This window comes from Streptomyces sp. NPDC003284, from assembly GCF_053589675.1.
Genome location: NZ_JBSFSI010000008.1, coordinates 357897 through 382873, shown reverse-complemented (window position 1 = coordinate 382873; position 24977 = coordinate 357897). Strand labels below are relative to the sequence as shown.

Below are 24977 nucleotides of genomic sequence, written 5' to 3'. Positions count from 1 at the left end.
CCCGAACTCTGGCCCGGCTCGGCCGGGTTGTTCAAGGTGCGTTCACCGTTCCGTTTTCCACAGAGGTACGCATAACTGTTGACCTCGGCGGGCGCGACGGCGCCGCACTTCTCCGTTCCGCACTTCTCCGTTCCGCACTTCTCCGTTCCGCACTTCTCCGTTCCGGGTGAAACATTTCCGGGGGTCCACCGCATCAATGGGGTGAGGGCGCGCGAACGGGCGCGCGGACCACAGGGGGGCGTATGCGGTGGGGCGGCGGCGAGGCGGGGTACGACGGGTACCCCGAGTTCGCGGCGGCGCGTGCCGGACACCTGTACCGGTCGGCCTGCCTGCTGACCGGCGGTGACACCCATCTCGCCGAGGACCTGGTGCAGGAGGCGCTCGGCCGGGCGTTCCTGCACTGGCGGCGGGTGTCCCGGGTGGGCAATCCGGCCGGGTACGTGCAGACCGTGCTGACCCGCTCCTTCCTCGCCCACCAGCGTCGGCACAGCAGCCGCAGGGAACGCGCCACCGAGGTGCTGCCCGAGGTGGCCGGACCCGACCCGGGCGGTGACGCGCCGCTGCGGCTGACGCTGCTGGAGGCGCTGGGACGGCTGTCCGCGAAGGACCGGGCGGTGGTGGTCCTGCGCTACTGGGAGGACCGCAGCGTGGAGGAGACGGCCACGGTGCTGGAGACCAGCCCGGCCGCCGTCCGCACCCGCTGCGTCCGCGCGCTCGCCCGGCTGCGCGTCTCGCTCGGCGACTCCCTCGGCGAGCCCGCCGGACGCTGACCCGCGGCCCCGGCTCCGGCTCCGGCCACGGCGCCTGCGCCGCCCCGGCGCCCGCACGCCCCACCTCACGACCGATCCCGGACCCACTCACAGAAACGGCGGTTCGCCATGCCTGTCGCAGACCACGACCCCCTGGGGGACGAGCACTTCGGGGAGCGGCTCACCGACGCCCTGCGGGACACCGGCAGCACGTTCCGGACCGATCAGGCCCTGCTCGCCGCCCGGGGCGAGCTGCACGGTCGGCGGCTGCGCACGCGCCGGTGGGCCGCCGTCGCGGGCGGTGTCGCCGGGGTCGCGCTGGTCGGCGTGGCCGGGGCGGTGCTCCTGCCGGGCGGGACCGGCGACCGGCAGCGGGAGGCGGCGGCCGCCACCAGCCCCGCGGCCCGCGCCGCCTCGGCCACGCCCGCCGGGGCGGTGACCGCCGACGCCCTCGTGGGCACCCTCAAGAAGCTGCTCCCGCGGGGCAGCTTCAGCAGCCAGGAGGGCCGCGGCACGGACACCCCGGTCGCCGGGAGGACAGTGTCGCCGTACGCCCGGGTCGTCTACGACGACGGGCGGGGCGAGGCCGCCGTGGCCGTCTCCGTGAACCGCCTGCTGCCGGGCGGCGAGGAGGCCCGCCAGACCGCGCAGTGCCCCGACGGGGCGTTCATCGCCTTCGACGACTGCTCCGCCGCGAAGCTCGCCGACGGCTCCGCGCTCGTCGTCCTCAAGGGCTACGAGTACCCGAACCGGCGCGGCGGTACGAAGCTGTGGAGCGCCGAGCTGGTGACCCCGCGCGGCGAGCATGTCTCGGTGCGGGAGTGGAACGCCGCCGCCGGGAAGGACTCCCCCGTCACCCGGGAGCAACCGCCGCTGGACTCAGCCGGGTTGAAGGCGCTCGCCACCGCGCGCGAGTGGCGGGCCTTCGCCGCCGCCGTCCCCGTCGACCCGCGGGCGAGCGCCGCGCCGCCCGCCCGGGGCGGCTCGGTGTCCGCGGCCCTCGCCGGTCTGGTGCCGCGCGGACTGAAGGTGGTCGCGAAGGGGACGCCGGATCCGGGCTTCGGGTACGTCGTCGTGGATGACGGCCGGGGCCGCAGCCTGGTCCAGGTGAACGACCAGCGGGACATGCGCGACGTCGAGGGCCAGTTGTTCGGCGCGGGCGCCGAGACGCTGCCGGACGGCACCAAGGTCGTCACGCGGCAGGGGCCCGGCGAGAAGGGCATCGACGGGATCGTCATGTGGACCGTGGACACGATCCGGCCGGACGGGCGCCGCGTGGTGGTCAGCGCCTTCAACTCCGGCGGGCAGAACGCACCGGCGACCCGGAAGGAACCGGCGCTCACGATGCAGCAGCTGGAGCGGATCGCCACCGACCCGAAGTGGCTGTCGCTCGGCTGACGACCGCTCCGAGGGCGGCCCCGGCGAGGTGCCCGGGGCCGCCCTCGGCCGCCGTCAGTCCTCGCTCTTCTCGCTCTTCGCCGCTGTCCCGGCGGTGGGACCGGCCGCCTCGTCCGTCCCGCTCCCCTCCGGCGCCGTCGACTCCTCCGACTCCGGCTCCTCCGGCTCCGTCGACTCCTCCGCCTCGCCGTCCTCGAAGTACGCGTCGAGGACCGCGTCCAGCTCCGTCTCCCAGGCGGCGAACCGGGACCGGGCCGGGGCCTCGATCTCGATGGGGTACCAGCGGCGCTCGGGGGTGTGCACGGTGACGGTGAACCGCTTGCCGAAGCGGGGCGTCTCCGTCTCCACGGCGCCGATCTCGTCCCAGCGGAACTCGCACTCCTGGTCGTCCAGGGCGAGGCGTACGCCCCGGTGGTCGGCGACGATCCGGGCCCGGCGGTCGGCGGCCTCGAAGACCGGGCCGTCCACGGGCTCCTCCGCGGCCGCCTCGTCGGCTTCCGCGGTCCCGTCCGCGGCGTCCGGGACGGGCGGCTGCGCCTCCGCGTCCGGAGTCCCGGCGTCCGCCGCAGGCGTACCCTCCGGCTCCTCGGGGGCCGTGTCCCGGGCCGCGGCGGGCGAGGTGAGGCCGGGGACGAACGCCGGGTCGAAACCGGCGCCCGACACGGGCTCGCTCTTCAGGGGCTGGCTGCTCGAACCTATGCGCTGCTCCACGCGGGCAGTATGGTCGACGATCCTGTGTCACGAACAGCCAGCCCCCGGCTTCGTTATCAGACCCCTACAACCGCGCGCCGCGACAGGTCCCCGGAGACGTACCGGGGACCCGGCCGCCCGGTCAGACGAACAGGCTCAGCACCGCCGCCACCGCGAAGCCCGCGAGCGAGAGCACGCTCTCCAGGACCGTCCACGTCTTCAGCGTGTCCCGTTCGCTGATGCCGAAGTACTTCGCCACCATCCAGAAGCCGCCGTCGTTGACGTGCGAGGCGAAGATCGAACCGGCCGAGATCGCCATGATGACCAGGGCCACGAACGCCTGCGAGTGGTGCCCCTCGGCCAGCAGCGGGGCGACGATGCCCGCCGTGGTCACGATCGCCACCGTCGCCGAGCCCTGCGCCACCCGCAGCACCAGCGAGATCAGGTACGACAGCACGATGACCGGCAGTCCGACGCCGTTGAAGGTGTCCGAGAGGGCCTGGGCGACCCCGCTGGCCTTGAGGACGGCGCCGAAGACCCCGCCCGCGCCGACCACCAGCAAGATGTTGCCGACCGGCTTCAGCGAGGCCGTGGAGACGGTCTCCAGGGACTTGCGCGACCAGCCGCGGCGGATGCCCAGCAGGTAGTAGGCGAGCACCAGGGCGATGGTCAGGGCCACGAAGGGGTGGCCGAAGAACTCGATCACCGAGCGGCCGGTGGACGGGTCCAGGGCCACGGAGGAGAAGGTGGCGGCGAGGATCAGCACCAGCGGGGTGCCGATGATGCCGAGGACCGCGCCGAGCGGCACCGGGGTCTCCTTCGGCCGCACTCCGGAGGCGTGCTGCTCGGCGAGGACCGCCCGCCGGGCCTCCTCGGCCGCCTCGACCATGTCCTGCGGCACCTCGACGAAGACCCGCTTGCCGATCCACGCGGAGTACGCCCAGGCGGCCAGCACCGCCGGGATGCCGCAGACGACGCCCATGAGGATGATCCAGCCGAGCTGCACGTGCAGCAGTCCGGCGGCGGCCACCGGGCCGGGGTGCGGCGGCAGGAAGGCGTGGGTCATGGACAGGCCCGCCAGCAGCGGCATGCAGTACAGGACGATCGACTTGCCGCCCCGCTTGGCGGCGGCGTAGACGAGGGGCGCCAGGACGAAGATGCCCACGTCGAAGAAGACGGGGATGCCGAAGATCAGGCCGGTCAGGCCCATGGCGAGCGGGGCGCGCTTCTCGCCGAACAGCCCCAGCAGGCGGGAGGCGAGCACCTCCGCTCCGCCGCTGACCTCCAGGATGGCGCCGAGCATGGTGCCCAGGCCGATGATGACGGCGACATGGCCGAGGATGCCGCCCATCCCGGACTCGATGGTGGAGACGGCGTCCGAGCGCTGCACGGTGCCGAACAGTTCGGTGACCGACAGGCCGGCCAGCAGGCCGACGGCTATGGAGACGGCGAGCAGCGCGACGAACGGCTGGAGCCGCGCCTTGATGATCAGGAACAGCAGCAGGGCGATGCCGATGCCGGCCACCAGGAGCAGTCCGGTCGTGCCGTCGACCAGGAGGAGGAGTCCGCCGGTGTGCGGGGGTGTCTGCGGCGCGGCCGCGGCGAGCGGATGGGACATGGGGGTCCTCTGCGTAAGTACATGCAGCTTTCGGGCAGGGAGGATCGCGGCGCGGCGCCCGAAGGGGTGGGGGCGCCGCGCCGTGAAGGGGGCGTGCGGTGGTACGAGCGGGTGGGTCGCGCGGAAGGCTCAGCCGAGGACGGCGAGCGCGTCGATCTCGATGAGGAGTCCCGCGGGCAGTCCGACGTAGACGGTGGTGCGCGCGGCGGGCGGCTGGGTGAGGCCCTGCTCCTCGAAGTAGGTGTTGTAGATCGCGTTCATCTCGGCGAAGTGGTCCACGTCGGTGAGGTAGACGCGGATCATCATCACGTCGTCCCAGCCCGCGCCGCCCTCTTCGAGGATGGCCTTGACGTTGGCGAGGGTCTGGAGGGTCTGCTCGCGCAGGGTGGGCCCGGCGGGGGTGGGGGCCTTGCCCTCCTCGGCGGGCAGGAAGCCGACCTGCCCGGCGACCTGGAGGATGTTGCCCTTCTTCACGCCGTGGGAGAACTTGGCGGGCGGCACGGTGTGGGTCGACGGGGTGAGTGCGGTCTTCTCGGTCATGCGGTGTCCCTGTGCGGTGTGGTGGTGGGGGCGGGTACGGGGGTTCTCCCGGAGTACTCGCCGCTGATGGCGGCCGCGGTGCGGCGCACCAGCGGGAGCAGGGTGAGGAGTTCGTCGGCGGTGACGACGACGTTGGGCGCGGAGACCGACATCGCGGCGACCACGCGGCCGTCGGCGCCCCGGATGGGGGCGGCGACGCAGTTGATGGACTCCTCGTGGCCGCCGAGGTCGGTGGCCCAGCCCTGTTCGCGCACCGTCGCCAGCTCGGTGAGGAAGGCGGCGGCGTGGGGGGTCGAACGGGCCGTGTAGAGGGGGTAGTCGAGCTTCTCGGCGATGGCGCGCCGTTCGCTCTCGGGCAGGTCGGCCAGGAGCAGCTTGGCCACGGCGGCGACGGTGATGGCGACCGGCTTGCCGATCCGCGAGTACATGCGCACCGGGTAGCGGCTGTCGACCTTGTCGATGTACAGCACCTCGTGCTCCTCGTAGACCGCGAGGTGCACGGTGTGGCCGCAGGTCTCGTTGAGGGCGAGGAGGTGGGGGTGGGCGATCTCGCGGATGTCGAGGTTCTCCATCGCCTCCTGGGCGAGCGCGAAGAGCCGGGCGCCGAGCCGGTAGCGCTGGTCGGACTGGCGGTAGACCAGGCCGTGTTCGTGCAGGGTGCGCAGCAGCCGCAGCGCCGTGGACTTGTGGACGCCGAGATGGTCGGCGACCCGTCCGAGGTCGGCGGGTCCCTCGGCGAGCAGCGGCAGGATGCTCAGCGCGCGGTCGACGGTCTGGCTCATGGCGTACGTACCTCCTCCTCGGCCCCTTCAGCGGTGCTCGTCCAGCCGGGGCCGAGTCGCAGTCTCCCCCACGCGGCCTCGTCCAGGGCGGCCAGCCGGTCGGCGCGCCCGCGGGCGGGGGGTGCGGCGAGGTCGCCGGGGACGGTGAGCGCGGCGGCGGCCGTCAGGTGGCCGTGGCGCAGCCGGGCGGTGGCGGGCAGGCCGCGCAGGGTGGCGGAGAGGAACCCGGCGGCGAAGGCGTCGCCGGCGCCGACGTGGGCGACGACGTCGACCCGGGGGGCCGGGACGAAGGTGGCGGCGGCCCGCGCCGCGCCGCCGGTCCGCTCGTGCACCGTGGCGCCGTCCGCGCCGTGCTTGACGACGACGGTGCGCGGCCCGTCCAGCGCGTCGAGGATCTCCGCGCCGCTGTGCAGTCCCCATGCCTCGCGGGCCTCGTCGTCGCCGACGAAGACGAGGTCGGCGCCGCGCGCCAGGTCCAGCAGCACCCGGGCCCCGGCGGGGTCCGGCCACAGTCCGGGCCGGTAGTTGACGTCGAAGGAGACCAGCGGGCGGCCGGGGCGAGGCGCGGTCAGGGCGCGCAGCAGGCCGAGGCAGCCGGTGGACAGGGCCGCGGTGATGCCGGACAGGTGCAGCACGCGGCAGGCGTCCAGGGCGGCGGTGGCGACGGTGTCCGCGGTCATCGCGGAGGCCGCCGACCCGGCCCGGTAGTAGGCGACCTCGTGGGCGTCGGTGGCCCGGTCGCCCGCGGTGCGGAAGTAGACGCCGGTGGGGCGTGCGGTGTCGCGGCCCACGTGGGCGACGTCGACGCCGTGGGCGCCGATGGTCTCCACCAGGTGGTCGCCGAAGCCGTCGGCGCCGACCCGGCTGACCCAGCGGGCGGAGTGTCCGGCGGCGGCGAGCGCGCACAGGACGTTGGACTCGGCGCCGCCGATGGCCCGGTCGAAGGACGGCACGTCGGCGAGGCGGCCGGGCCGGGAGGGCAGGAACGTGACCATGGACTCGCCGAGCGCCGCGACGTCCACGACGTCGGGGCCGTTGCAGGGTCCGGTGGCGGTCACGATGCTCGTAGCTCCTCGGTACGGGGGGCGGGATGCGGGGCTTTTCGTTGACCTCGCGTGGCCGAGATGTTAGACAGCATTAAGCGTTACGTGCAACGGTTGTTGCACATATTGCAATTCACCAGATCAGGGAGGCTCCATGAACACCGAGGCGCTGGCACGCCTGGCCGAGGAACGGGTCGACCACCGGTTCAAGGGCCTTCCGCCGGACGCGGCCGGGCTGACCGTGGGCGAGCTGGCGGCCCAGCGCCGCGACCTGTTCACCGGCGGCTTCACCACGCCGGTGCTGGCGCTGTCCGCCGAGCGCCTGGAGCACAACCTGCGCCTGATGGAGACCTACGCGGCCCGCCACGGCCTCGCCTTCGCCCCGCACGGCAAGACCTCCATGGCCCCCCAGCTCTTCCACCGCCAGCTCGCGCACGGCGCCTGGGGCATCACCCTGGCGCTGCCGCACCAGGTGCGGGTGGCGCGGGCCTTCGGTGTCGAGCGGATCTTCCTCGCCAACGAGCTGGTGGACCCGGCCGCCCTGCGCTGGGCCGCCGCCGAACTCGCCGCCGACCCGGCCTTCCGCCTCGTCTGCTACGTGGACTCGGTGCGCGGTGCGGAACTGATGGACGCGGCGCTGCGCGAGGCCGGTGCCACCCGCCCGCTCGACGTGGTCGTGGAGCTGGGCGCGGGCGAGGGCGCGCGCACCGGGGCGCGCACCGAGACGGAGTGCGCGGCGGTCGCGGACGCGGTCGCCGCCGCGGCCACCCTGCGGCTGACCGGGGTCGCCGGGTACGAGGGCGAGGTCCCGCGGGCGGACCCGGAGCGGGTGCGGGCCTGGCTGGACCGGCTGGTCGCCCTCGCCGCCGCCTTCGACCGGGCGGGCCGGTTCGCGGACGCGGAGGAGATCGTGGTGAGCGCGGGCGGCAGCGCCTGGTTCGACGCGGTCGCCGACGCGTTCGCGGACATCCCGGAGCTGTCCCGGCCGGTGCTCAAGCTGCTGCGCTCGGGCGCGTACGTCTCGCACGACGACGGTCACTACCGCGAGCTCACCCCGTTCAACCGGGTCCCGCAGGAAGGCGCCCTGGAGCCCGCCTTCCGGCTGTGGGCGCAGGTGGTCTCCCGGCCCGCCGAGGGGCAGGCGTTCGCCAACGCGGGCAAGCGGGACGCGGCCTACGACCTCGATCTGCCCGTCGCCCAGGCGGTGCGCCGCGACGGCGCCGAGCGCCCGGCGGACGGCATCGCCGTGACCGGCCTGTCCGACCAGCACACCTGGCTGGCCACCGGCCCGGAGGCCGACCTCGCGGTCGGCGACTGGATCGGCCTCGGACTGTCCCACCCGTGCACGTCCTTCGACAAGTGGCAGCTGATCCCGGTCGCCGAGGCGGACGGCACGGTCGTCGACTACGTCCGCACCTTCTTCTAGACCCACGCCCTCGCGGACCCGCGTCCTCCGGGACGCCCGTCCGCCCCCACCCGTACGTTCTTCCGGGAGCCGTCGGAGCAGACGGCACCGGCGGAAGGAGCCACCCATGGATCCGGTCGAGCCGGCCGATCTCACCGACCTCGTCATCCGGGACGCGGATGTCGTGGACGGCACCGGCGCCCCCTCCTACCGCGCCGATGTGGCGGTCAGCGGCGGCCGGATCGTGTCGATCGTCAAGGAGGCGGCCGCGGCGGGCTGCCAGCGCCCTCGGGCCCGGCGCGAGCTGGACGCGGAGGGCCTGGTCCTCTCCCCCGGCTTCGTCGACATGCACGCGCACAGCGATCTGGCCCTGCTGCGCGACCCCGACCACAGCGCGAAGGCCGCCCAGGGCGTCACCCTGGAGGTGCTCGGACAGGACGGCCTGTCGTACGCGCCGGTGGACGACCGCACCCTGGCCGAGGTGCGCCGGGCGATCTCCGGCTGGAACGGCCACGGCGACGACATCGACTTCGACTGGCGCTCGGTGGGCGAGTACCTGGACCGGCTGGACCGCGGCTTCGGCGGCGAGGGCATCGCCGTCAACGCGGCCTATCTGATCCCGCAGGGCACCGTGCGCGCCCTCGCGGTCGGCTGGGAGGACCGCCCGGCCGCCCCGGACGAGCTGGAGCGGATGCGGCGCCTGGTCGCCGAGGGCCTGGAGCAGGGCGCGGTGGGCCTGTCCTCCGGGCTCACCTACACGCCCGGGATGTACGCCGAGGACGCCGAACTGACCGAGCTGTGCCGGGTGGTGGCCCGCTACGGCGGCTACTACTGCCCGCACCACCGCAGTTACGGCGCCGGGGCGCTGGAGGCGTACGCGGAGATGGTGGAGCTGACCCGGGCCGCGGGCTGTCCGCTGCACCTGGCGCACGCCACCATGAACTTCGGCCCCAACAAGGGCCGGGCGCCCGAGCTGCTGGCGCTGCTGGACGACGCGCTCGCGGCGGGCGCCGACATCACCCTCGACACCTACCCCTACACGCCGGGCTGCACCACGCTGGTCGCGCTGCTGCCGGGCTGGGCGAGCGAGGGCGGCCCGGAGCGGATCCTGGAGCGGCTCGCCGACGAGGACACCGCCGAGCGGATCCGCCACCACCTGGAGGTGACCGGCTCGGACGGCTGCCACGGCGTGCCGGTGGAGTGGGAGACGATCGAGATCTCCGGGATCGGCGATCCGGCGTTCGCCGACCACGTCGGGCGCACGGTGGCCGAGACGGCGGCGGCGCGCGGCGAGAGCTGCTGGGCCGTCGCCCGCCGGCTGCTCGTCGCCGACCGGCTCGGCACGACGATCCTCCAGCACGTCGGCCACGAGGAGAACGTCCGGGCCATCATGCGCCACCGGGTGCACACCGGCGGCTCCGACGGCATCCTCCAGGGCACCAAGCCGCATCCGCGCGCCTACGGCACCTTCCCGCACTACCTCGGGTACTACGTACGGGAGTTGGGGGTGCTGTCGCTGGAGGAGTGCGTGGCGCACCTGACCTCGCGGCCCGCGGCCCGGCTCGGACTGCCGGACCGGGGCGTGGTCCGCGAGGGGCACCGTGCCGACCTGGTGCTGTTCGACCCGGCCACGGTCGCTGCCGGGTCGACCTTCGCCGAGCCGCGCGCGCTGCCCACGGGGATCCCGTACGTCCTGATCGACGGCCGGTTCGTGATCGAGGACGGGCGGCGCACGGACGTCCTGGCGGGGCGGGCGGTCCGCCGGACCCCGGTGTGACCGGCCGCCCCGCCGCGGCCGCTACGGCTTGGGCAGGACGCAGCCGGACCGGTTCAGGTCCAGCTGGTTGCCGGCCTTGAAGCAGGCCGGTATCTGGTAGGTCTCCTCGGCGTAGTTGATGCCCTCGCGGACGGTGACGTTGCCGTTCTCGTCGACCTCACAGGGGTTGTTCTCGGTGCAGCGCTCGCCGTCCTCGTTGCCGGTGTTGTTGACGGCGACGACCTTGCCGGTGGCGGTGTCGATGACGGGCGAGCCGGAGGTGCCGCCGATCGTGTTGCAGGAGGAGGTGTAGCGGACCGAGTCCTTCCATGTCCAGCCGCCCTCCTTGAGGCGGTACACGAAGCCGTCGATGTTGCAGCTGTAGGTGCGCTTCCAGTAGCCGGAGACCACCTTGATCGCGGTGCCGGCCACCGGGTGGGTGTCGCTGACGGTCAGCGCGCTGATCCCGTAGGAGCTCTTGATCTGCGCGTAGGTGCGGGTGAGCTGGTAGATCGTGACGTCGGTGTCGGTCATCGTGGAGTAGACGACCTTGTTGGCGCGCAGCGTGGCGACCTGGGAGCCGGCCGAGTTGAGCAGCCCGAAGGAGCGGCTGGAGCTCTGGTTGACGATGACCTGGCCGGGCGACGGGAAGCCGGTCTCCAGGCAGTGGCCGTTGCTGAGCACGAGCGCCGGGTCGCTGTCGGCGGAGGCGGGGAAGCGGATGACGGAGCCGGAGCAGTTGCTCAGCGCCACGGTCCCGGCGAAGTCGACGGCCTTGGCGGCGGGTGCCGTGCTCCCGGCCTGGGCCGAGGCCGCGGCGGGTGCCACGCCGGCCCCGGTGATCACCAGGGTCGCGAGCGCGGCCAGGAGAGGCTTGTTCATGTGGGGGTCCCCTCTTCGGACGTGAGCGACCGGAGATCTTCCGGCCGCCCTCTTGTCATGCGCATTGTGATGGCCTGCGCGGGCGTGGACAAGAAGCCGTCACGGCATCGCGGGTTCTCCCCCGGTGCGCGGGGCCACCGAGGGGTCCGCGGCGGCGGCTCCGGGACGCGTCAGCCGCGCCGGGCGCCTCACCCGGGCGAGGGAAGCGGGCCGCCGGGTGTCTCAAGTGGCGGAAAACACGAGCCACCGGGCGTTACCCGGCCGTAAGCTCCCAGACATGCAGGTGATCCAGTCGACCAAGCTCGCCAACGTCTGTTACGAGATCCGGGGACCGGTGCTCGAGGAGGCGATGCGGCTGGAGGCGGCCGGTCACCGCATCCTGAAGCTGAACACCGGCAATCCGGCCGCGTTCGGCTTCGAGTGCCCCCCGGAGATCCTGGAGGACATCCTCCGCAACGTCTCCACGGCCCACGGCTACGGCGACGCCAAGGGCCTGCTCGCCGCCCGCCGCGCCGTGGTCATGCACAACCAGACCCTCGGCATCGAGACCGACGTCGAGCACGTCTTCATCGGCAACGGCGTCTCCGAGCTGATCGTGATGGCGATGCAGGCGCTGCTCGACGACGGCGACGAGGTCCTCGTCCCGGCGCCGGACTACCCGCTGTGGACCGCCGCCGTCTCGCTCTCCGGCGGCACCGCCGTGCACTACCGCTGCGACGAGCAGTCCGACTGGATGCCCGATCTCGCCGACGTGGAGCGCAAGGTCACCGACCGCACCAAGGCGATCGTGATCATCAACCCGAACAACCCGACCGGCGCGGTCTACGACCCGGCCGTACTCAAGGGCCTCACCGACATCGCCCGCCGGCACAACCTGCTGGTCTGCTCCGACGAGATCTACGACAAGATCCTCTACGACGGCGCCGTGCACACCCCGACCGCGTCCGTCGCGCCCGACCTGCTGACCCTCACCTTCAACGGGATGTCCAAGGCGTACCGGGTGGCGGGCTACCGGGTCGGCTGGATGGCGGTCTCCGGCCCGCGCGCCCACGCCGACTCCTACATCGAGGGCCTGACCATCCTGGCCAACATGCGCCTGTGCGCGAACATGCCGGGCCAGCACGGCGTGGTCGCGGCGCTCAGCGGGCGGCAGACCATCGAGGACCTGGTGCTGCCCGGTGGGCGGCTGAAGGAGCAGATGGACACCGCCCACCAGCTGCTCACCCAGATCCCGGGCGTGAGCTGCGTACGCCCCAAGGGCGCGCTGTATCTGTTCCCGCGCCTGGACCCCAAGGTCTTCAAGATCAAGGACGACCGGCGGATGGTGCTCGACCTGCTGCGCCGCGAGAAGATCATGGTCGTCCACGGCACCGGCTTCAACTGGCCCGAGCCCGACCACTTCCGCGTCGTCACCCTGCCCTCGGCCGGCGATCTGCGCGACGCGGTGAGCCGGATCGGCACCTTCCTGGACGGCTACGGCCAGCCCTGACGCTCACCGTACGTGGTCCCGCGGACCACTTCCGCGACCCGACTCAACCTTAGACAGATTCTAATGTAGGATGTCTTCTGTCAGAGCACAGGAGGCCGTCCCATGTACGAACCGATCCGCAGCAAGTCGGTCCACAGCACGATGGCCGGCACCGCCTCGGACTTCCCCCACCGCTCCCGCGAGGAGGAGCTGGACATCCAGCTCGCCGGGCATCTCGCCGCGCTGCTCGCCGTCACCGACGAGCTGCGCACCCTGGCCCCGGCGGCCGACCTGGACACGGCGGCCGACCGGCTCGCCGAGCAGGTGGCCCGGCTGCGGGGAGGCCGCGCCCCGGTCCGCACCCCGGTGGCCGCGGTCACCGAGCTGCCGGTCCTGCACCGGCGGGCGCACGCGCTCGCCGGACGGGCACTCGTCGTCGCCGCCTCCCGGGCGGACACGGCGGCGGCCATCCTGGCGGCCGAGCGCATGGACGCGCACGCCGCCGCGCAGGGGGATACCCAGGAACTGAGCGGTACCGCCCAGTAACACCCGCCGTCACCCACACCCGCCGTCACCCCTCACGGCACACATGGCCCCGGGCCTGTCGTCACATTCCCGTCGTCCGCCCGGAGGGCGGGCCTCGCGGCGTCAGGTGCGTGCTCTGGGGGTCCCCCCTGCTCGAAGAGCTTGGGGGAGTGCCGGGTCCTGACCCGCGTACTGGACGTACTCGGGTCAGGACCCGGTGCGGCGAGTGGGGGTCCCCCCTGCTCGAAGAGCTTGGGGGAGCGTGCATGGCGTCGCGGGGCAGGCGGGAATGTGACGACAGGCCCGAGGGCCCCGCACACGGCCCCGGTCCGCGCGCACCTGCAGCGACGCGCGGACCGGGCGCCACACACCCCGCGCGGCCGCGCCCGGGGGACGCCGGTGGAGGAGAAGACGTGACCGTCCCCCGCGCCACCGTCCGGCCCGCCCGCCGCACCGACCTCCCCGAGGTCGCGGCCGTCTACGGCCACCACGCCCTGCACGGCGTCGCCACCTTCGACGAGGCGCCCCGCCCCCTGGCGGAGTGGGAGCGCAAGTACGACGACCTCGTCGCGCGCGGTCTGCCGTTCCTCGTCACCGAGGAGGCGGGCCGTGTCACGGGCTTCGCCCACGCGGGTCCGTACCGGCCCAAGCCCGCGTACCGGTACACCGTGGAGGACTCCGTCCACCTCGCCCCGGACGCCACCGGCCGCGGCCTGGGCACCGCGCTGCTGGGCGCGCTGCTCGACGCCTGCGGGCACACCGGGGCGCGGCGCGTGGTCGCGGTGATCACCGACCCCGGCGGCCAGGCGTCGGCCGCGCTGCACCGCCGCTTCGGCTTCACCGAGGCGGGCAGACTCACCGCCGTCGGGTACAAGCACGGCCGCTGGCTGGACACGCTGCTGTTCCAGCGGGAGCTGTGAGCCCCCCGCCCGGCCGGGCGGACGAGGACCGGCACGTGACCTCGCCGCCCTGCCCCGCCCGCTCGCGCTCCCCCTCCCGGTCCCGCTCCCGCTCCCGCCCTCAGCCGAAGATCACCACGAAGAGCACGAACAGCACCAGGATCGCCAGGATCACCGTCCAGACCGGCCAGTTCCCGCGGCCCTGCGGCTCCTCCGGGCCGCCGCCGCGCGGGCGGTCCTCGTCCAGGTCGGGGTTGTCCGGACGGTCGTGCTTGTAGAAGTCGCCGTCTCCAGCCATGCCTGATCACGCTCCTTCGACGGGGGGACCCCCGGGTACCCCGCAGCCCGCCCGGCCATACGGCGGGCTGAGCCGAACGGGTGAGCGCGCACGCACGGGAGGCCGGACCCGTACGCCGTTGTACGGGTCCGGCCTCCCGCCGGTCCGGCCGCGGCCGGCCGGAGCGACGGTGCAGGTCAGGGCAGGTCGCGACCGGCCGCGGAACTCACGGGGGCGACCCCTCGCGGGCCTCTTGCCGACGAGGGGCCCGCCCGGTCAGCCCAGGCGCTCGACCAGCGCGCGGTACTGCTCCCACAGCTCCTCGGGGGTGTGGTCGCCGAAGGTGTTCAGATGGTCGGGGACCAGCGCGGCCTCCTCGCGCCACACGTCCTTGTCGACGGTGAGCAGGAACTTCAGGTCGGAGGCGGACAGGTCCAGGCCGTCGGTGTCCAGGGCGGCCTCGGTCGGCAGGATCCCGATCGGCGTCTCCACGCCCTCCGCCTTGCCCTCCAGGCGCTCCACGATCCACTTCAGCACCCGGCTGTTCTCGCCGAAGCCCGGCCAGACGAACCTGCCCTCGTCGTCCTTGCGGAACCAGTTGACGTAGTAGATCTTCGGCAGCAGGGACTGGTCCTTGTCCTTGGCGACGTCCACCCAGTGGCCCATGTAGTCGCCCATGTTGTAGCCGCAGAACGGCAGCATGGCGAACGGGTCGCGGCGCAGCTCACCGACCTTGCCCTCGGCCGCCGCGGTCTTCTCGGAGGCGACGTTGGCGCCGAGGAAGACCCCGTGGTTCCAGTCGAAGGACTCGGTCACCAGCGGTACGGCGCTGGCGCGGCGCCCGCCGAAGAGGATCGCCGAGATCGGCACACCGCGCGGGTCCTCCCACTCCGGCGCGATGATCGGGCACTGGGCGGCGGGCGTGGTGAAGCGGGCGTTGGGATGCGCGGCCGGGGTGCCGGAGGCGGGCGTCCAGTCGTTGCCCTTCCAGTCGACCAGGTGGGCCGGGGTCTCCTCGGTCATGCCCTCCCACCACACGTCGTTGTCGTCGGTGAGGGCGACGTTGGTGAAGACCGAGTTGCCCCACAGCGTCTTCATCGCGTTGGCGTTGGTGTGCTCGCCGGTGCCGGGCGCGACACCGAAGAAGCCGGCCTCCGGGTTGATCGCGTACAGGCGGCCGTCCTCGCCGAACCGCATCCACGCGATGTCGTCGCCGATGGTCTCCACGCTCCAGCCGGAGACGGTGGGCTCCAGCATGGCGAGGTTGGTCTTGCCGCAGGCGCTGGGGAAGGCGGCGGCGACGTACTTGGCCTCGCCGGTGGGCGGGGTGAGCTTGAGGATCAGCATGTGCTCGGCGAGCCAGCCCTCGTCGCGGGCCATCACGGAGGCGATGCGCAGGGCGTAGCACTTCTTGCCGAGCAGCGCGTTGCCGCCGTAGCCGGAGCCGTAGGACCAGATCTCGCGGTCCTCGGGGAAGTGCGAGATGTACTTGGTGGAGTTGCACGGCCAGGGGACGTCCGCCCGGCCGGGCTCCAGCGGGGCGCCGAGGGTGTGCACGGCCTTGACGAAGAAGCCGTTGTCGCCGAGTTCGTCGAGGACCGGCTGTCCCATGCGGGTCATGGTGCGCATGGACACGGCGACGTAGGCGGAGTCGGTGATCTCGACGCCGATCGCGGACAGCGGCGAGCCCAGCGGGCCCATGCAGAACGGGACGACGTACATCGTCCGGCCCTTCATCGAGCCGCGGAAGATGCCGCCCTCGCCGCCCTCGCCCCGGAAGATCTCCCGCATCTCGGCGGGGGCCTTCCAGTGGTTGGTGGGACCGGCGTCCTCCTCCTTCTCGGAGCAGATGAACGTCCGGTCCTCGACGCGGGCCACGTCGGACGGGTCGGAGGCCGCGTAGTAGGAGTTGGGGCGCTTGATCGGGTCGAGCCTGCGGAACGTGCCCTTCTCGACGAGCTCCCCGCACAGGCGCTCGTACTCGGACTCGGATCCGTCACACCAGACGACCCGGTCCGGCTGCGTGAGTTCCGCGATCTCGTCGACCCACGAGATCAGGTCCTTGTGGTTGGTCGGGATGACGGGGGGAGCCGCGATGTCGCGCGCCACGATCGCTCCTAAATGAGGGATTTTCTGACTTGTCGCCCCGTGGGGGCTGCGACCCGGATGCTTCGTAGCCGCTCATCCGGTGCCGACCGCACTCATTTGATCATCCGCCGCAGGCGCCCATCTGTCCAGAGGGCCGCACAAGTGAGCAGCGTGAGGAATCCCACGGTCACAGCGGTTTTTTGCGTCTGCATGGAGGCGGGCTGAAAGAATTTTTGCGTTCACCCGGATTTCCGGTGATCACGCCACTCACCCGGTGCACTGACAGCCGACTTACGGTGACCTGGGTACCATGCCGCCCATGACTGCGTCCGCGTCCGACGCGCCCCTGGACACGCCGGCCGGTGGCCGCGGTCCGGCGGCGCTCTCTCTGCCGCACCCGATCAAGCCGAAGCTGCGCGGCTGGCTGCACCTCGGGATGTTCCCGGCCGTGCTCATAGCGGGCCTGGTGCTCACCGCGCTCGCCGACTCCCCCCGGGGCCGCGTCGCCTGCGGGATCTACGTCCTCACCGCGTGCCTGCTGTTCGGGGTGAGCGCCCTCTACCACCGGGGCAACTGGGGCCCGCGGATGGGCGGGCTGCTGCGCCGCCTCGACCACGCGAACATCTTCCTGATCATCGCGGGCACCTACACCCCGCTGACCCTGCTGCTCCTGCCCGGCGGCAAGGGGCAGTGGCTGCTGTGGGGGATCTGGGCCGCGGCGGCGGCCGGCATCGTCTTCCGCGTCTTCTGGGTCGGCGCCCCGCGCTGGCTCTACACCCCCTGCTACATCGCCATGGGCTGGGCCGCGGTCTTCTTCCTGCCCGACTTCATGCGCACCGGCGGCATCGCGGTCCTCGTCCTGGTGGTCGCCGGCGGCCTCCTCTACAGCGCGGGCGGCCTCGTCTACGGCATCAAGCGGCCGAACCCGTCCCCGCGCTGGTTCGGCTTCCACGAGGTCTTCCACTCCTTCACCCTGGCCGCGTTCGCGGTCCACTACGTGGGGATCTCCCTGGTGGCGTACCAGCACGCCTGATCCCCCCCGCCCGCCCTCGTCCCCTCCAGGCCACGGCTCGCACGAGCCGTGGCCTTCTCGCGCGCCCTCGCCCGGCTCCGGCTTCCCGGCGCCCCCGGCCATGGCCGCCCGGGGAACCGATGCCGGACAATGACCCCATGACGGCCGCACGTTCCCCCAAGCTCTCCCCGCCGCCCGCGTCGCCGAGGAGCCGGGGCGCCGCCACCGAGGGGCCCCGGCTCGGCCTGCGGGAGCGGAAGAAGATCAAGACCCGGGAGGCGATCCGCGCGGCGACGTACGCGCTGGTCGGGGAGCAGGGGTACGACACCACGACGATCGAGCAGATCGCGGAGCGCGCCGAGGTGTCGCCGTCGACCGTCCTCCGGTACTTCCCCACCAAGGAGGACATCGTCCTCACCGACGAGCACGACCCGTTCCTGGCCGCGGAGCTGCGCGCCCGGCCCGCCGACGAGCCGTGGCCGGAGTCGGTGCGGGCCGTGCTGCGCCGGGCCATAGCGGTGGGGGTGGACGCCGACCCGGAGGTGTCGCGGCTGCGCACCCGCCTGATGGCGGAGGTGCCCGCGGTGCGCTCGCGGATGACGGAGAGCATGTCGGCCACCAGCCGCCTGCTGTGCGACGCCCTGGCCGAGCGCACCGGCCGGGACCCCGAGGACCTGGAGGTACGGGTCTGGTCGATGTCCTTCATCGGCGCGCTGCTGGAGACCCTCCTGTACTGGGCCGAGAACGGCCACCGCGACGACCTCGCGGACCTCGTCGACCGCACCCTGGACGTGCTGGAGCACGGCCTGGGAGCGGCGAAGAGCTGAGGCAGGGCGCGGAAAACGGCTGCGGCGCGGCGCGCCGCTCGTGCCATCCTGACGCGATGAACGGTCCCGAGATCCATGTCGAGTTCGCCCCCGGCCTGCATCTGTTCGTCCCTCGGGCCAGGCGCCGGGGCGCCACCCCGGTCGTCACCGACGGCGTCTCCACGCTCGGCCATGTCGTGGAGTCCCTGGGCGTCCCGCTGACCGAGGTCGGCGCGCTGGTCGTGGACGGCCGCGAGGTGCCGGTCTCCCACGTCCCGCGGGCCGCCGAGACGGTACGGGTGGGGGCCGTCGACCGCCCCCAGCGGGTGCCCGGCGCCCCGCTGCGCTTCCTCCTCGACGTGCATCTGGGCACGCTCGCCCGCCGGTTGCGCCTGCTCGGCGTCGACACGGCGTACGAGTCGACGGACATCGGCGATCCGGCGCTCGCCGCCCGGTCCGCGGCCGAGAAGCGGGTGCTGCTCAGCCGCGACCGCGGTCTGCTGCGCCGCCGCGAGCTGTGGGCGGGCGCCTTCGTCTACAGCACCCGCCCCGACGACCAGCTCCACGACGTCCTGGACCGCTTCCGCCCCGGCCTGCGCCCCTGGACCCGCTGCACCGCCTGCAACGGCCTGCTGCGCGAGGCCACCAAGGACGAGGTCGCCGACCGGCTGGAACACGGCACCCGGCGCACCTACGACGTCTTCGCCCGGTGCCCCGGCTGCGGACGCGCCTACTGGAAGGGCGCCCACCACGACCAGCTGGCGGCGATCGTGGAGCGGGCCCTGGCCCTGCACCCGCAGGACGGCTGACCCCCTCCCCCGCCTTCGGGCACCGCCTGGCACCGCCTGGCACCGGGCGTCACCGCCCGTCACCGGGGGTGCCGCACCGGGGTGTTCAGCCGCCGAGCGCGGCGCGCAGGCGTTCGGGGTCGGTGGTCGGGGCGTCGCAGGTGAAGTCGCGGCAGACGTAGGCGGTCGCCTCGCCGTCCACCAGCGGGCGGTCGGCGAGCAGCGGGAACTCGTCGCCGCCGGGCGTGCCGCAGGCGACGACGGCGCCGGGCGCGGTGGCCAGGAGAGCCGTGCGGTGCAGGGTGCGGGTCCTCTCGTCGGTGAGGGACGGTCCGACGACGGCGACCTCGCGCGGCCCGTCGAGCAGCGCCTCGGCGACGGCCAGCCCCCAGCCGATGAAGCGCGGCACCCGCGGGCCGAGCGCCGTGACCACGCCCAACGCCCGCTCGGCGGCGGTGCGGTGGGGTGCGGAGCCGGTGTGCGCGGCGTAGCCGAGCAGCGCGCCCGCCGCGGCGGTCCAGCCGGAGGGCGCGGCGTTGTCGGTGGGGTCCTGCGGGCGGCGGATCAGCTGTTCGGCGTCGACGGCGGTGTCGTGGAGGGCGCCGGTGTCCGGGTCGGTGAACCGGGTCAGCACATGGTCGAGGAGCAGACCGGCGAAGTCGAGCCAGACGCCCTCGCAGGTGACCGAGGCGAGCGCGAGGAAGCCCTCGGCGACGTCGGCGTAGTCCTCCAGCACCCCGGCGTTCGCCCCGGCCCGCCCGTTCCTGCTGGTGCGCGCCAGGCCCGCGTGCTCGTCCATGTGCAGCCGTACGAGCAGGTCGGCGGCGCCGAGGGCGGCCTCGACCAGGTCGGGACGGTCGAAGTAGGCACCGGTCTCGGCGAGGGCGGCGACGGCCAGGCCGTTCCAGGCGGCGACGACCTTGTCGTCCCGGCCGGGCGCGGGCCGCTCGGCGCGCGCCCGGAGCAGCCGGCGGCGGATGCCGTCGACCCGGGCCGCGTCGTGGACGCCCTCGCTCAGCGGGAGCTGGAGGACGGAGGCGCCCTCCTCGAAGGTGCCCTCCTCGGTGACACCGAAGTACTGCGCGGCCAGTTCGGCGTCCTCGGCGCCGAGCACCTCGCGCAACTGCTCGGGCGTCCACACGTAGTAGGCGCCCTCGACGTGCCGCCCCGTGCCGTCGTCGCTGTCGGCGTCCAGCGCGGAGGCGAACCCGCCCTGCTCGGTACGGAGTTCGCGGACCATGAAGTCGGCGGTCTCCAGGGCGATCCGGCGGGCCTGCTCGGAGCCGGTGGCGCGCCACAGATGGGCGTAGACGCGGCACAGCAGAGCGTTGTCGTACAGCATCTTCTCGAAGTGCGGCACCACCCAGTCGCGGTCCACCGAGTAGCGGGCGAAGCCGCCGCCGAGCTGGTCGTAGAGGCCGCCGCGGGCCATCCGCTCGCAGGTGTCCCGGGCCATCTGGAGGGCGCCCTCGGAGCCGGTGCGGGCGTGGTGGCGCAGCAGGAACTCGATCACCATGGACGGCGGGAACTTGGGCGCCCCGCCGAAGCCGCCGCGCTGCGGGTCGTACTCCCGGGTCAGCGCGAGCAGCGCCTGCCCCAGCTCCTCACCGCCCGGCGCCCCCGCACCGCCGTGCTCGAACTCCCGCTGCGCCAGATCCCGCACGATCTTCCCGGCCACCTCGGTGACCTCGTCCCGCCGCGTCTCCCACGCCTGCTGCACGCCTTGCAGCACCTGCCGGAAGGACGGCATGCCGTGCCGGGGCTCGGGCGGGAAGTACGTACCGAAGTAGAACGGCTCGGCCTCCGGCGTCAGAAACACCGTCATCGGCCACCCGCCCTGCCCGGTGGCCGCCTGCACCGCCTCCATGTACACCGCATCGACGTCGGGCCGCTCCTCCCGGTCCACCTTGACACTGACGAAGTGCTCGTTGAGGTAGTCGGCGGTGTCCTGGTCCTCGAAGGACTCGTGGGCCATGACGTGGCACCAGTGGCACGCCGAGTACCCGACGCTGAGCAACACAGGCACACCCCGCCGCCGCGCCTCCTCGAACGCCTCCGGCGTCCAGGGCCACCAGTCGACGGGATTGTCCGCGTGCTGAAGCAGATAAGGCGAGGTCACGTCAGCCAGCCGGTTCATGCCTCCATCGTTGCACGACAAGAATCGTGCACGCGTGATTACGCATGCGCACCCGATCCTCACAACAGCACCTCGTCGCTCCGGGGGACGACCGACTCTCATGACCCCATCACGCTGACGGGCCGCCCCCGGTGGATCCTTCCGCGGGACGGTTCATGTCCCTCGCCATGGCGCCCAGGTGGCTCAGTGCCCCGGGGGCGAGGGAAGGAAGCAGCGGGATCGTGCGAGTCCACGCGTCGGACCGCAGGAGCTCCAGCGCGATGTCCCGGGCCGCCTCCTCGACAGGAGGATTGCCCTGGGCCTCAGCTCGGGCGAGTGCCAGGCAGGTCCGGATCACCCGGTCGTGGGCATCGCTGTGCGCAGCAGCCGCCGCCTGGGCGCCCGCCAGGTGCGCGGCTGCGGTACCGAGCGCCACCGCTCGGTCGTCCGGTGTTCGCGCCGCGTCGGCGTACCGCCACACGGCGGTGGTGTCGCCGTTCAGCGCTGCCAGAAGGGCCAGTTCCGCAGGAAGCTGCGGTCCCGACTGGCGCGCGTACCGCCATCTGCCGACCGCGCTTTCGACAGCGTTCACGGCTTCGTCCGGAAGGCAACGGAGCCGTTCCAGCAGGGCGAGGACGGCCATCGACCGTGCCGGCGGCGCCATGGCGGGGGCAGCCACGCGCAGCGCGGCCCGACCGAGCACGTCGCTCAGTCGGGGGGCCGGGTTCCGGATATCCGGGAAGGCAAGAAGCAGCGCCGCCAGCTCGGGAAGAGGAACATGCGGACTGCCTGCCTCCATCCGCCGTGCGAGGACCTCCACCAACGGCTCGGCGACACGTGCCGCCGCCTCCGGATCGTGTCGTACGAGCCCGGCGGCAATGGCCGTCAGCGCCTGCGACCGTTGCGCGGTGTCCCCCTTCGCCATCGCCGTGGCCGCGGCCTCGTCCCCGGCGTGAGCGAGCGCCTGGGCCACGGCATGAGCCAGATCCGGGGTGGCTTCGGCGGGTGCCAGCCTGGCTGCCGTTCGGGCGTAGCGGGCGCCGGGGTCGTCATGTCCGGCAAGGGAGCAGCCTAGGGAGAGAGCCGCCAGGTGCCGCGCGCGGGCAGATGCGTCCGGCAGGTGTTGTACGAACGCTTCGGCCTCGTCCGACACGCCGGCCGCGCCCATGACCTGGCAGAGTTCTGCAGTCCAGTCCTCGGGGAGATGCGAAGAGCTCCCGGGCTGTGCTGCGGGGCGACTCCGCAGCGCCTCCTCCAGGAGGTCCCCGGCATGGAGGAGACGGCCCGCGCTCACCTGGTCGTCCACCTCCAGAAGCACGGGAAGAAGAGGCTGTCCCGGGCGATCGGGGTACGGGCCGTCGCCGGGGCGCAGCAGGCCGGCCGACCGCCGGTGCGGGGCAGGATGCCGGGGCGGGGAGGGCGACCGTGTGTCCTCGGGTTCTGTCCGTGCGGGCTGTGGTGTCCGAGTGGCTTGTGTTCTGTAGGCCGTACGCGCTTCCTTCCGCGCTGCTCGCTCGGCGTCATCCTTCTTGCGCTTCGCCTTGCGTTCTCTCTCGCTCTTCTCGGCAGCCTTCTGCTCTGCCTCGTCGGCCCATCGCCTCCTCTCCTTCTCGGCTGCCTCAAGGATCAATTGCGCCCGTTCCAGCAGGGGATCCCCGAGTATCCCGACGCGATGGTCCTCCGGTACTGCCTCCATCTGATGCCTGATGTCGTCAAGGTCGCCCATCGCCTCCATGGCCACTGTGGCCTTGGCCAGGCGCACCAGTGTCCCGGCGAGTTCGCGGCGCAGGTGGGCGCGATCAGCTTCGGACAAGGCATCAGGTGGAGCGTCGGGATCCCTCAGGGCCTCGATCGTCTGATGCGTCAAGGCTCGTGCCTTCCGCAGCTGTTCAGCGGCTCGGCGATATCGCTTGGCGGGCAGAGCGACGAGCACCGAAGCCGCGGTGGCCAGGACGTCGACCGATCTCAGTCCTTCCGTGTCGCCGAGTTCCTCACAGACGGCCTCGATGCGATCACCTGCGTACCGGCTGAGGTAGGGCGCCACCTGCGCCAACGCACCGTAGAGTTCCACTGCCGCGGTCCGGGCCCGCAGGTCACCGGCGTTGAGTGTGTCCGCCCGGCAGTGCAGCGTCATGACGGCATCCAGTCTCTCCGCCGCCTCGGTGATCGCTGCTGTCCCGGCCGCCGGGTCCTGGAGCACTGCGTGGAATATGGGCCGGGCGGCGTCGGGGCCGTTCAAACAGGCGAGCGTTCCGGCGGCGCAGAGGAGTCGGGCGTACGACTCGGGGTCTCGGAAGGCGCCGGGAAAGCCCTGATGCGCACGGTCCCGGGCCAGCCACTCCGCTGACTCCCACACGAGGACGCCGGTATTCAGGTTGGTCTGTCCCGCAGAGGGCTGTCCCGAGTACGCCAGTTCCACCGCCATCTCCGCCAGGTGCACGGCCCTGTCGACGGCGGTGGGCGCGGAGCGGGCCAAGCCGTGTGCGCGCTCCGAGTCCCCGAGCCTGACGTACAGAGCCGGGGCTCCGTCGGGCACGGGCGTGTCATGTGCCAGGCGCAGCAGGGACCGTGCAGCGTAAAGGGGGATGAGCGCCGCCAGACGGCCGGCGTCGGACGTGATGTCCGTCGACGCGCTGATCTCCCTCTCGAAGGAGTCCAGCTGAGCGAGCGGGATGTCCGGTCCGGCTGTGCGGGCGAGTTGGCGCAGCCGGAGCAGATCGAGGACGTACGACACCCGTTCGGAGGTACCGGCCAGCAGGCGGAGCTGATGCGCCAGAGGGTACGGAGGAGTGTCGTCCGGCCAGCCGGCCGCGCGCCACCTCCGCGACCAGAGCAGCAGTTCCTCGGTGTACCGCAGGACCATGGCTTCTCCCACGTCCTCGCGCACCGCGCGTACGAGGTGGGAATCTGCCAAGGCATACGTCCCGAGCAGCGGATCCTCGGTCACCAGGGCGCGCCCCACCGGGCCCTGCACCAAGCGGTCGAGGCGGTCTGCGGAAAGCCCGGTCAGCTCTGCCAGATCCGTGGTCCGCAGGCCGCCGTCCGCCACAGCCAGCAGCGCCGCGACCGGTTCGCCCAGCGCAGCGGCGTCGGGGGGCGGTTGCCGGAGCTTCGGTACTCCTGCGATGGGCAGGAGCGTTCGCAGATGACGGCTCTGACGCAGTGGATGCCGCTTCCCGGGAACGTCGCGGGGAAGGGGGGCAGAGCGCCGCAGAGAGACGATGACGCGCATGTTGGGCGGAGGACGGGAGGGCAGAAGCGCGGCGATGCTCTTGCTCGCGGATCCCCGTACGGCTCGGTCCGGGACCTCGGGTTCGTCCCCGAAGTGATCCCTGGGCTTCGGAGTCCTGCCCCTGACCGTCGGCCCCGGCCCGGCCGGGGCGCCCGACCAGGCAACGTCGTCGTCGAGTCCGTCAACCATGAGCAGAAGGTTCCGTCCGTGGTTCGCGCTCTCGGCGGCTGCTTCGGCGAAGAGAGCGTTCCACGCACGGGCACCCTTTGGAACCGGGCTCCCGGATATGCCGAGAAAACAGTCGATCTGGCCGGCGATCTCCTTCTCGAACTCGGCTCGTGTGTCCGTGCCATGGGCCGCCGAGACGAAGAAGGTGAGGATGTCGCTACCGACAGGAGGCTTCTGACGGACATACCCGGCGAGCAGGGTCGTCTTGCCCACGGGGCCATCGGCATGCCAGCACAGATAGGACAGTGCCCCAGGACGGGAATCCTGGACAAACGCCTTCATCTCCGTACGTTCGTTCGCCCGCAGGCGGACCTCGGCTGCGGAGACCTCGGGGGCCGCACCGTGCAGTCCGATGAAGCGAAGGCCGGGCCGGTTCACGGAGGTCTGCCCGTGCTGAGCGCTCCTTGCCTCCTCCTTTGCCGCCTTCAAGGCGGCTTCCCACTCGGCTTCCGAGTACGTCGGCGTACTGCTGTGCCCGCCCTGCGACCTGGCCACCACGGCCAAGAAGTGACGCAATCGCTCCGGTGGGGGGACCGTCTGCCCGCCGATCCAGCCTTGCAGCGTCGCGCGAGGGACATCCAGTTCCTTGGCCACACCGACGTAAGTGAGCCGCTCGGAGTCCCACGTCTCCCGCAGCATTCTGTGCAGCGTGCTCCTCGCGTGTCTGGCTGAATC

General features: G+C 72.6%; 20 protein-coding genes. 10 read left to right on the top strand and 10 right to left on the bottom strand.

The window, feature by feature from the left end; genetic code table 11:
* Positions 1 to 242: 242 nt before the first annotated feature.
* Positions 243 to 770: a SigE family RNA polymerase sigma factor gene (locus tag ACWDYF_RS20125; RefSeq protein ID WP_389469535.1), complete on the top strand. Its 528-nt coding sequence runs from the start codon at positions 243 to 245 to the stop codon at positions 768 to 770.
* Between the two features lie 108 nt (positions 771 to 878).
* Positions 879 to 2147: a hypothetical protein gene (locus tag ACWDYF_RS20120; protein WP_389469537.1), complete on the top strand. Its 1269-nt coding sequence runs from the start codon at positions 879 to 881 to the stop codon at positions 2145 to 2147.
* Between the two features lie 54 nt (positions 2148 to 2201).
* On the opposite strand, the gene ACWDYF_RS20115 is transcribed toward ACWDYF_RS20120, so the two are convergent.
* The 5 genes from ACWDYF_RS20115 to ACWDYF_RS20095 all read right to left on the bottom strand — a co-directional run bounded on the left by ACWDYF_RS20115 (position 2202) and on the right by ACWDYF_RS20095 (position 6835).
* Entirely contained in the window at positions 2202 to 2858 is a 657-nt protein-coding gene (locus ACWDYF_RS20115; protein ID WP_389469540.1) for a hypothetical protein, read from the bottom strand.
* 121 nt (positions 2859 to 2979) lie between these two features.
* The gene (locus ACWDYF_RS20110) at positions 2980 to 4455 is read right to left on the bottom strand and encodes a GntP family permease (RefSeq protein ID WP_389469543.1); all 1476 of its coding nucleotides are present in this window, start codon (positions 4453 to 4455) and stop codon (positions 2980 to 2982) included.
* Between the two features lie 129 nt (positions 4456 to 4584).
* Positions 4585 to 4995 carry a RidA family protein gene (locus ACWDYF_RS20105; protein WP_355484912.1) on the bottom strand — a complete coding sequence of 137 codons (411 nt, stop codon included), beginning with the start codon at positions 4993 to 4995 and terminating at the stop codon, positions 4585 to 4587.
* On the bottom strand, positions 4992 to 5777 hold the full coding sequence (locus ACWDYF_RS20100; protein ID WP_018565128.1) for an IclR family transcriptional regulator: 786 nt from the start codon (positions 5775 to 5777) through the stop codon (positions 4992 to 4994). The genes ACWDYF_RS20105 and ACWDYF_RS20100 overlap by 4 nt, the downstream gene beginning before the upstream one ends.
* Positions 5774 to 6835 carry a sugar kinase gene (locus tag ACWDYF_RS20095; protein WP_381738357.1) on the bottom strand — a complete coding sequence of 354 codons (1062 nt, stop codon included), beginning with the start codon at positions 6833 to 6835 and terminating at the stop codon, positions 5774 to 5776. Before ACWDYF_RS20095 ends, ACWDYF_RS20100 begins: the two co-directional genes overlap by 4 nt.
* Positions 6836 to 6974: 139 nt before the next feature.
* On the opposite strand from ACWDYF_RS20095, the gene ACWDYF_RS20090 reads away from it, so the two are divergent.
* Entirely contained in the window at positions 6975 to 8246 is a 1272-nt protein-coding gene (locus ACWDYF_RS20090) for an alanine racemase (RefSeq protein WP_389469553.1), read from the top strand.
* Positions 8247 to 8352: 106 nt separating this feature from the next.
* Positions 8353 to 10002 (top strand): N-acyl-D-amino-acid deacylase family protein, encoded by a 1650-nt coding sequence (locus ACWDYF_RS20085; RefSeq protein WP_389469555.1) that lies wholly within the window; start codon positions 8353 to 8355, stop codon positions 10000 to 10002.
* A 21-nt stretch (positions 10003 to 10023) separates the two neighbouring features.
* On the opposite strand, the gene ACWDYF_RS20080 is transcribed toward ACWDYF_RS20085, so the two are convergent.
* Positions 10024 to 10863, bottom strand: coding sequence for a S1 family peptidase (locus ACWDYF_RS20080; RefSeq protein WP_381738362.1), 840 nt, complete (start codon positions 10861 to 10863; stop codon positions 10024 to 10026).
* 277 nt (positions 10864 to 11140) lie between these two features.
* Here ACWDYF_RS20080 and ACWDYF_RS20075 point away from each other — a divergent pair, with 277 nt between their 5' ends.
* The 3 genes from ACWDYF_RS20075 (at position 11141) to ACWDYF_RS20065 (ending at position 13776) form a co-directional block, all read left to right on the top strand.
* On the top strand, positions 11141 to 12352 hold the full coding sequence (locus tag ACWDYF_RS20075; RefSeq protein WP_018565123.1) for a pyridoxal phosphate-dependent aminotransferase: 1212 nt from the start codon (positions 11141 to 11143) through the stop codon (positions 12350 to 12352).
* 102 nt (positions 12353 to 12454) lie between these two features.
* Complete coding sequence (locus ACWDYF_RS20070) at positions 12455 to 12877, top strand: SCO4983 family protein (RefSeq protein WP_389469560.1); 423 nt, start codon at positions 12455 to 12457, stop codon at positions 12875 to 12877.
* 392 nt (positions 12878 to 13269) lie between these two features.
* The gene (locus ACWDYF_RS20065) at positions 13270 to 13776 is read left to right on the top strand and encodes a GNAT family N-acetyltransferase (RefSeq protein ID WP_389469563.1); all 507 of its coding nucleotides are present in this window, start codon (positions 13270 to 13272) and stop codon (positions 13774 to 13776) included.
* A gap of 100 nt (positions 13777 to 13876) precedes the next feature.
* On the opposite strand, the gene ACWDYF_RS20060 is transcribed toward ACWDYF_RS20065, so the two are convergent.
* Together ACWDYF_RS20060 and ACWDYF_RS20055 are read right to left on the bottom strand one after the other, a co-directional pair.
* Entirely contained in the window at positions 13877 to 14053 is a 177-nt protein-coding gene (locus ACWDYF_RS20060) for a hypothetical protein (protein WP_018565120.1), read from the bottom strand.
* 255 nt (positions 14054 to 14308) lie between these two features.
* A complete protein-coding gene (locus ACWDYF_RS20055; protein WP_381738368.1) occupies positions 14309 to 16141 on the bottom strand; it encodes a phosphoenolpyruvate carboxykinase (GTP) in 1833 nt (610 codons plus the stop codon).
* Between the two features lie 298 nt (positions 16142 to 16439).
* Here ACWDYF_RS20055 and trhA point away from each other — a divergent pair, with 298 nt between their 5' ends.
* The 3 genes from trhA to ACWDYF_RS20040 all read left to right on the top strand — a co-directional run bounded on the left by trhA (position 16440) and on the right by ACWDYF_RS20040 (position 18747).
* Positions 16440 to 17153 (top strand): PAQR family membrane homeostasis protein TrhA, encoded by a 714-nt coding sequence (trhA, locus tag ACWDYF_RS20050; RefSeq protein ID WP_381738369.1) that lies wholly within the window; start codon positions 16440 to 16442, stop codon positions 17151 to 17153.
* Between the two features lie 137 nt (positions 17154 to 17290).
* Positions 17291 to 17959, top strand: a complete 669-nt coding sequence (locus ACWDYF_RS20045; RefSeq protein WP_381738371.1) for a TetR/AcrR family transcriptional regulator — start codon at positions 17291 to 17293, stop codon at positions 17957 to 17959.
* Positions 17960 to 18015: 56 nt separating this feature from the next.
* Positions 18016 to 18747, top strand: coding sequence for a Mut7-C RNAse domain-containing protein (locus tag ACWDYF_RS20040; protein ID WP_389469570.1), 732 nt, complete (start codon positions 18016 to 18018; stop codon positions 18745 to 18747).
* A gap of 85 nt (positions 18748 to 18832) precedes the next feature.
* On the opposite strand, the gene ACWDYF_RS20035 is transcribed toward ACWDYF_RS20040, so the two are convergent.
* Together ACWDYF_RS20035 and ACWDYF_RS20030 are read right to left on the bottom strand one after the other, a co-directional pair.
* On the bottom strand, positions 18833 to 20863 hold the full coding sequence (locus ACWDYF_RS20035) for a thioredoxin domain-containing protein (RefSeq protein WP_389469572.1): 2031 nt from the start codon (positions 20861 to 20863) through the stop codon (positions 18833 to 18835).
* A 109-nt stretch (positions 20864 to 20972) separates the two neighbouring features.
* Positions 20973 to 24941: a hypothetical protein gene (locus ACWDYF_RS20030; protein WP_389469575.1), complete on the bottom strand. Its 3969-nt coding sequence runs from the start codon at positions 24939 to 24941 to the stop codon at positions 20973 to 20975.
* Between the last annotated feature and the right edge of the window lie 36 nt (positions 24942 to 24977).